Annotated in this window: 5 protein-coding genes; all 5 read right to left on the bottom strand. The window is 35.5% G+C overall.

The window, feature by feature from the left end:
- Nucleotides 1-473: 473 nt before the first annotated feature.
- The 5 genes from B371_RS0101995 to deoD all read right to left on the bottom strand — a co-directional run bounded on the left by B371_RS0101995 (nucleotide 474) and on the right by deoD (nucleotide 5,563).
- A complete protein-coding gene (locus B371_RS0101995; protein WP_019412643.1) occupies nucleotides 474-1,493 on the bottom strand; it encodes a glycoside hydrolase family 15 protein in 1,020 nt (339 codons plus the stop codon).
- 539 nt (nucleotides 1,494-2,032) lie between these two features.
- Nucleotides 2,033-2,293 carry a hypothetical protein gene (locus B371_RS0101990; protein ID WP_050995773.1) on the bottom strand — a complete coding sequence of 87 codons (261 nt, stop codon included), beginning with the start codon at nucleotides 2,291-2,293 and terminating at the stop codon, nucleotides 2,033-2,035.
- A gap of 8 nt (nucleotides 2,294-2,301) precedes the next feature.
- The gene (locus B371_RS0101985; protein ID WP_019412641.1) at nucleotides 2,302-3,198 is read right to left on the bottom strand and encodes a CobW family GTP-binding protein; all 897 of its coding nucleotides are present in this window, start codon (nucleotides 3,196-3,198) and stop codon (nucleotides 2,302-2,304) included.
- A gap of 60 nt (nucleotides 3,199-3,258) precedes the next feature.
- Nucleotides 3,259-4,755: a S41 family peptidase gene (locus B371_RS0101980; RefSeq protein WP_019412640.1), complete on the bottom strand. Its 1,497-nt coding sequence runs from the start codon at nucleotides 4,753-4,755 to the stop codon at nucleotides 3,259-3,261.
- Between the two features lie 103 nt (nucleotides 4,756-4,858).
- Complete coding sequence (gene deoD, locus B371_RS0101975) at nucleotides 4,859-5,563, bottom strand: purine-nucleoside phosphorylase (protein WP_019412639.1); 705 nt, start codon at nucleotides 5,561-5,563, stop codon at nucleotides 4,859-4,861.
- Between the last annotated feature and the right edge of the window lie 125 nt (nucleotides 5,564-5,688).

The raw sequence follows: 5,688 nt of genomic DNA, 5'->3' as shown, positions 1-5,688 counted from the left end.
CGTAAGCCATGGTGGTTTCTTATGTTTTAAAGAAAAACCGGGAAAAGTGCGCCCGGTCCTTTAAGAAGGGTAACCATTGAAACCCGTTTATTTCCGCTACGGTGGACGCTTTTCGCGGGCATGGATTCAGTCTCCTCGTCACTGCAACTGCACTATAACCTGTAGAATAAGATAGCCACATATTGAAATCTAGTGATTTCCGTTGCAACTACTTTCATGTTTCGAAGCTAGCGTAGCGATGCAGAAACATGCGGAAATCAACTTTGTTCGGATTTTATTAGTAGCTTTTTATTATGAAATTGACTCATCAGCAAGAAAAAAAGCGAAACAACACTTAAATTTAGTGTTGTTTCGCTTATAAATACATGTTTAGGGCGGTAAGGAGTTTTAGTTCATCCATATTTATAATAGCCTGATTAAAGCTAACCCGAATCAGACTTTGGAAATATGTTTTTTAGAGATTTATGTCCTGTTCAGTTTCCAGTCAATCTAGAAGGAGATATGTGGCTCATGCGATTTAAAAACAAGTAGGAAAGAGAAACGGACCAAGCAAGTGGTGTATTGCCATTTGGAATGTTTATACCACCAATATATAATTCGGGAATTTCCCAATTATCTGGGACAATTTTTTTGGTTTTATTTACATAGTCAAAAGCTTGATCATACAGACCTAGTTCAAAATAGCATAACCCAAGCCATGGTAGTCCAAAGCACCATTCAGCTTCGCTTCCTTGATTGTAATATTGATCATTCTGGTATCGAATACAGCCATTTGTTCGCTCCAGGCGTGTTGAAACCATTTCGACAATCTTTAGTGCCATTTTCCGTTCAACAATCCGATATGGATAAACTAGTGATAACAGCGCTAAGTCGGTTTCTTTTGTTTCACTTTCACGTGGCAGTAGAAACCTAAGTGTTTCTTCACCTTTTTGGATTAGTTCAGCGTTAACGTTTACTAACATTTTAACCGCATGCAAGCCTGCCACACATGCACCTACACTTGAAGCATGCAGCTCCATATTTTCTTCCCATATTCCATTATCATGTGCCTGCCAATATTGGAGACACTCCAGATAGTCGACTAGCTTCTGGACGATAGCAAGATCTTGCTCATCACGGATAACATTTTGTCCGTGGCTCACACCCTTCCCTACTCCCCACAAGAAGGCCCCGATTGCATCATTCTGAGCATGACCCCATTCTTGATTTAACTCCTTTAAATCTATGGAATACCGTGAATGAATATATTCAAATAGGTACACGGGTTTCTTTTCACGGTGTATGTCAATCTTCCATTCATAAGTTTTGAATAGGTCAAATAAAGCATGATACGCTTTTTCATACCTCTCAGATCGGCTCTGCAAAAATGGTAAAACCGTATAAACGACATCACGTATCCAAACGAAATTATAGTCCTTTGAAACACTGGCAATGTAAGCGCCGTTAGGAAGGCGCATCCTATCTAAAACTTCAATTGCTTTGTTGATTTCCATTTTCAATCCCTCCATATTGATGACTTTCAGTTATTGTTAACCAGGAGTGTTTATCCTAGACAAAATTATTCCATTAAATCAATAAAAGCGTTTCCATTCTAAAGCTGTATTATTATTTTATGTAGAAGGTTATATTTTTGATAATTAAGCATACCCAGTTTTTTAATGTGTTGTCTATTGGACATTCTAAAACCAGAAACAAGTTATAATTCAATTGTTTCGAGAATCTTGGTACTGGGTTCGATAAATGAAATTCTAGGATAAAATTAGCATCCATTATTTTAATCTGATATGTTAACAGAATAGTTAATTAAGTCTATCATATATTACTTAAATATATAATAAGAAAATACTTTTACTATTTCAAAAAGAATAAGTAGTCTGCAAGTACTCATATCCAGTAAATAATTTCACACCTTTATCCCCTAATAAAATGAGGTTTTGATAGATTAAGTATCAATTTCAACTAAATATATATCCATAAAAAAAACGGTCACCTCTAATGCGAGATGACCTCTTGATGTCTTACAATGTCTGTCTTACAATCTAGTAACACTCTGAAAAACTTTTTCATATGAATTTTTTAAACTCACTTTTAAGGTTTTATTAAAGTCACTTTTGTCTATTCTCTCGTAAGCTATCTGTAGTTTTTGATCAGGTCTTTTCCTTACACGCGGATGTGTTAACTCGTCTAATAACTCAATACGAATACAGTCTTCAAGTTGATCCATAGTTGTTATATCTGAAAGTCCTTGACGGAATGGAAATAAGATTTGATAGGCTTTAATTATTTCACTCATCCCAAGTCTCATTCACTTCCCGGAACTTGTAATTGAGCGATTTGTTCGCCTATGATTACTATGGATGGCTCCATTTTCACATACTCAGGTAACCATTGAATTATCCCATATGAAAACTGAAAGAGCATGGGGTTCTTAACACCCTTTACTGGAACAAAGCCTTTCATTCGATAAACTGTAGATGGGACTGTTCGCAGCCAATCTTCAAATTCACTCTTATCAATAGATTCCTTAAAAGAAACTAGTCTTGTTGACAGAGAAAGTTCTTCCCCAATTCTAGAGACATTCACTTCTTTATGTCCGATAGTGCCTTTCAATCTTTCTAATTGCGAGTATGGACACTTGGCATGAGAAGTTTGAATTAATATTGCTGTAGGGTTAAAACTTTGTAACTCATAAGTAATCTTAGCTTGCTCAGGCTCTGATAATAGGTCCATTTTATTTGCTAAAAGAAAATGAGCATGACGAATTTGTTCTAAAAAAAGAGAACGTGCTTGTGGTGGTAAACTCTGTCGGTTCAGCCATAGCATACTATCCACAACTGTTATAATTCCTTTAACGTTTAATTGCTTTGCGAATAATGGAGAATATACAGCATCTAATGCTTCAACTGGATGTGCTGCACCGGTTGTCTCAATTAGTAATACATCAAAGCTTTCTCCCGCCAACAGCGTTTGAAGTAGTGCTTCCGTTTTTTCAGAACCTGTACAACAAATACACCCTTCTAACATTTCTTTTAATGGAATATCTTCCTCTACAGCTTTTGAATCAAAGGGAAGTTTTCCTAATTCATTCATTAACACCGCGGGTTTTAATCCTCGTTCTTTTAACTGACGTATGATATCAGTTAACAATGAAGTCTTCCCACTTCCTAAGAACCCACTTATTAAATAAACGTCTCTCATACAAACCTCCACTTTCTTTCTGGTAAAAAAAGCTAGCCTCAAATTGCAGGCCAGCTTTTTTTAATTTGCTAATTCCTTTAATAATAAATCTTTTGCCTTAAGTAATTGTGGATCCTCTTTTTCAATTTTTGTACGTAAGCGATCCATTAACGCATAAGTTGTATCACCAGTTAAGATACCTGTCTCTTCTATTTCTGCTTCTTTTTGTAATTGTTTCACAGCTACTTCTGTTTGTTCATCGAATAACCCATCAACTTTGCCTGGGTCAATACCAATCGCTGTTAACATTGCCTCAGCTGTTTTTACTTGATCTGATAATACGCCAACTTTCATTTCTACAGATGAATCTAAATATGGTAACTTTGAATAAGATGGATACTCGACTTTAACGTTTGGAGCAATGCCTTTTTCATGAATCCAATTTCCTTCAGGAGTTAACCATTTGGCAGTGGTAAATTTCATGTTTGATCCATCTTGCAATTGATTAGCTGTTTGAACTGTTCCTTTACCAAATGTATTCAATCCAATAAGTTGAATACCCGCAGATTCACTCATAGCAGCTGCAAGAATTTCTGATGCAGAAGCACTTCCCTCATCGATTAACAAATTAGTAGGTATTTTTAATTTCGTTCCAGATGTGGCTAAGTAGACTTCTGATTCTTGATCTTTTTCTTTAACTTGGAACAATGGTTTTCCATCTTCAATAAATAGATTTGAAATATCTATAGCTGAATTTAATAAACCACCTGGATTTTGTCTTACATCAAGCACTAGAGCTTTCATTCCTGCTTCTTCCATTCGAGTGATAGCTGCAACTAACTCATCGTACGTATTGTTAGAAAAACTTGTAATTTGAATATGTGCGATTTTATCTTCTAACATTTCAGCATATACCGTTTCAATTGGTATTTCATCTCTAACAATTGTAATTTCAATCGGTTCAGATAATTGACCACGTTGAACTGACAATGTTACAGAAGTACCTTTTTCGCCACGTATTAATAGTACTGCTTCAGATGCGCTCATACCAAGAATACTTTCCCCATCTACTGCAATAATATAGTCATTAGGTAAAATTCCTGCTTTTTCAGCCGGGGAATTTTTGATCGGTGAAACTACGGAAATCTTGCCATTACGCGATTGAATTTCAGCACCGATTCCTTGGAAACTAGAAGAAATATTTTCATCGAATTGTGCAGCCTCTTTTTGGTCCATATAATCAGAATAAGGATCTCCAAGTGCATCAATCATCCCATTAATAGCACCATTCACTAACGTTTCTTTATCAATATCAGCATAGTAATCTTTATTTAACTCGTCATATGCTTGAAATAGTTTTTGAAACTCTGGTCTTTCAGGTGCTCGAACTTCGACGACTTTGTCATCGCCAAAGGTTAAAGCAAAAATCGTTAAACCAGCCGTACTTAAAATTAACGCGAAAATCATCATGATGAAGGCAAAAGCTTTAATACGAATATATTTTCCCTCTGGAACGTTTTGTTGATTGTTTTCTAATTGTCCTGTTTCTTGATCAGGATTTTTATTTTCTTCATCCATCCCATTCACCACTTTCAAATCCTTTTAAATAGTTTATTACTATAGATTAAAACGGAAAGAAAAGGCTGTCAAAACGTCTGACAACCTTTGCCAAAAACTCTGATTAATCTTGAATTGCCGCTTCTAATGCCACTTCAATCATATCATTAAATGTTAATTGACGTTCTTCCGAAGTGGTAACTTCACCAGTCAGCAAATGATCACTAACCGTCAAGATAGATAATGCTTGGCGTCCATATTTCGCAGCTAAAGTATAAAGTGCAGAAGACTCCATTTCTAGCGCTAAAATTCCATATTGAGCCCATTTCTCATGTTCAGCATATTCATTATAAAATACGTCTTCCGTAAATACATTACCTACTTTTAAGTTTAAGCCTTTTTCTAGACCTGCGTTGTATGCTTTTAACAGTAAATCAAAATCAGCCGTAGGAGCATAGTTAATGCCTTTAAAAATTAATTCATTCATTTTAGAATCAGTTGAAGCACTTTGCGCCAGTATCACGTCACGGACTTTAACGTCATGGTGGATAGAACCACAAGTACCTACGCGAATTAATTTTTGCACATCATATTCATTCATTAACTCGGTTATATAAATTGAAATAGATGGGACTCCCATTCCTGTCCCTTGAACAGAAATTCGTTTACCTTTGTAATTACCAGTATATCCAAACATGTTTCGAACTTCATTATATAGAACGACGTCTTCTAAAAACGTCTCTGCTATATACTTCGCACGAAGTGGATCTCCAGGTAACAAAATCGTATCAGCGATATCGCCTTTTTTTGCATTAATATGAACACTCATCTTTTTAACCTCACTTTATAAACATTTCCGTATTATCATACTGTTTTTCTGGTACATATGCAAATGATGTTATACAATCCACATAATTATATATAGGATTTATCCTGAATCCGTGATGATTTAAT

Source organism: Paenisporosarcina sp. TG20 (genome assembly GCF_000286315.1).
In the GTDB taxonomy this organism is placed as follows: domain Bacteria; phylum Bacillota; class Bacilli; order Bacillales_A; family Planococcaceae; genus Paenisporosarcina.
The sequence above is the reverse complement of the archived record's forward strand: the minus strand, read 5'-3'. Positions and strand labels throughout refer to the sequence as shown.

What these genes read in the sequence shown, in the direction of transcription:
- B371_RS0101990 (WP_050995773.1), bottom strand. Translation starts at nt 2,293, where the DNA reads ATGAGTGAAATAATTAAAGCCTATCAAATCTTATTTCCATTCCGTCAA.
- B371_RS0101980 (WP_019412640.1), bottom strand. Translation starts at nt 4,755, where the DNA reads ATGGATGAAGAAAATAAAAATCCTGATCAAGAAACAGGACAATTAGAA.
- B371_RS0101995 (WP_019412643.1), bottom strand. Translation starts at nt 1,493, where the DNA reads ATGGAAATCAACAAAGCAATTGAAGTTTTAGATAGGATGCGCCTTCCT.
- deoD (WP_019412639.1), bottom strand. Translation starts at nt 5,563, where the DNA reads ATGAGTGTTCATATTAATGCAAAAAAAGGCGATATCGCTGATACGATT.
- B371_RS0101985 (WP_019412641.1), bottom strand. Translation starts at nt 3,198, where the DNA reads ATGAGAGACGTTTATTTAATAAGTGGGTTCTTAGGAAGTGGGAAGACT.